Annotated in this window: 2 tRNA genes; both read left to right on the top strand. The window is 50.2% G+C overall.

Going from position 1 to position 615, the window contains the following annotated elements:
- Positions 1–90 precede the first annotated feature (90 nt).
- Positions 91–167: transfer RNA gene (locus GM30_RS02680), tRNA-Ile, on the top strand.
- Between the two features lie 245 nt (positions 168–412).
- Positions 413–488, top strand: a tRNA-Ala gene (locus GM30_RS02685).
- The last annotated feature ends 127 nt before the right edge of the window (positions 489–615 follow it).

Consider the following 615-nt stretch of genomic DNA (forward strand, 5'->3'; position numbering starts at 1 on the left):
CGGTTGGATCACCTCCTTACCTTAAAGAACCTGCCTTCGAAGTGCTCACACAGATTGTCTGATGAAAATACAGCAGTAAAAAATCTCTGCAGGCTTGTAGCTCAGGTGGTTAGAGCGCACCCCTGATAAGGGTGAGGTCGGTGGTTCAAGTCCACTCAGGCCTACCAAATTTTCCCTGGTACTGCGTTGCGAAACAGCTCACATACTGAAGTATGCTTCGCTGTTCCGCGCCTTGTCTCAGGAAAAATTCCGGTCATGAGATTGACTACGATGGGGCTATAGCTCAGCTGGGAGAGCGCCTGCTTTGCACGCCTGCTGATGCTGCGTTGCGGCGACGCTCACATACTGATGTATGCTTCGCGTCACCCCGTCTTGCCTCAACAGAAATTCCGGTCATGAGATTGACTACGATGGGGCTATAGCTCAGCTGGGAGAGCGCCTGCTTTGCACGCAGGAGGTCTGCGGTTCGATCCCGCATAGCTCCACCATCTTTACTGCGACACTTAAGAAAACTTCAGAGTGTACCTGAGAAGGTTCACTGCGAAGTTTTGCTCTTTAAAAATCTGGATCAAGCTGAAAATTGAAACACAGAACAACGCAAGTTGTTCGTGAGTC

The sequence above is a fragment of the Trabulsiella odontotermitis genome (assembly GCF_001188485.1).
Taxonomy (GTDB): Bacteria; Pseudomonadota; Gammaproteobacteria; order Enterobacterales; family Enterobacteriaceae; genus Trabulsiella; species Trabulsiella odontotermitis_A.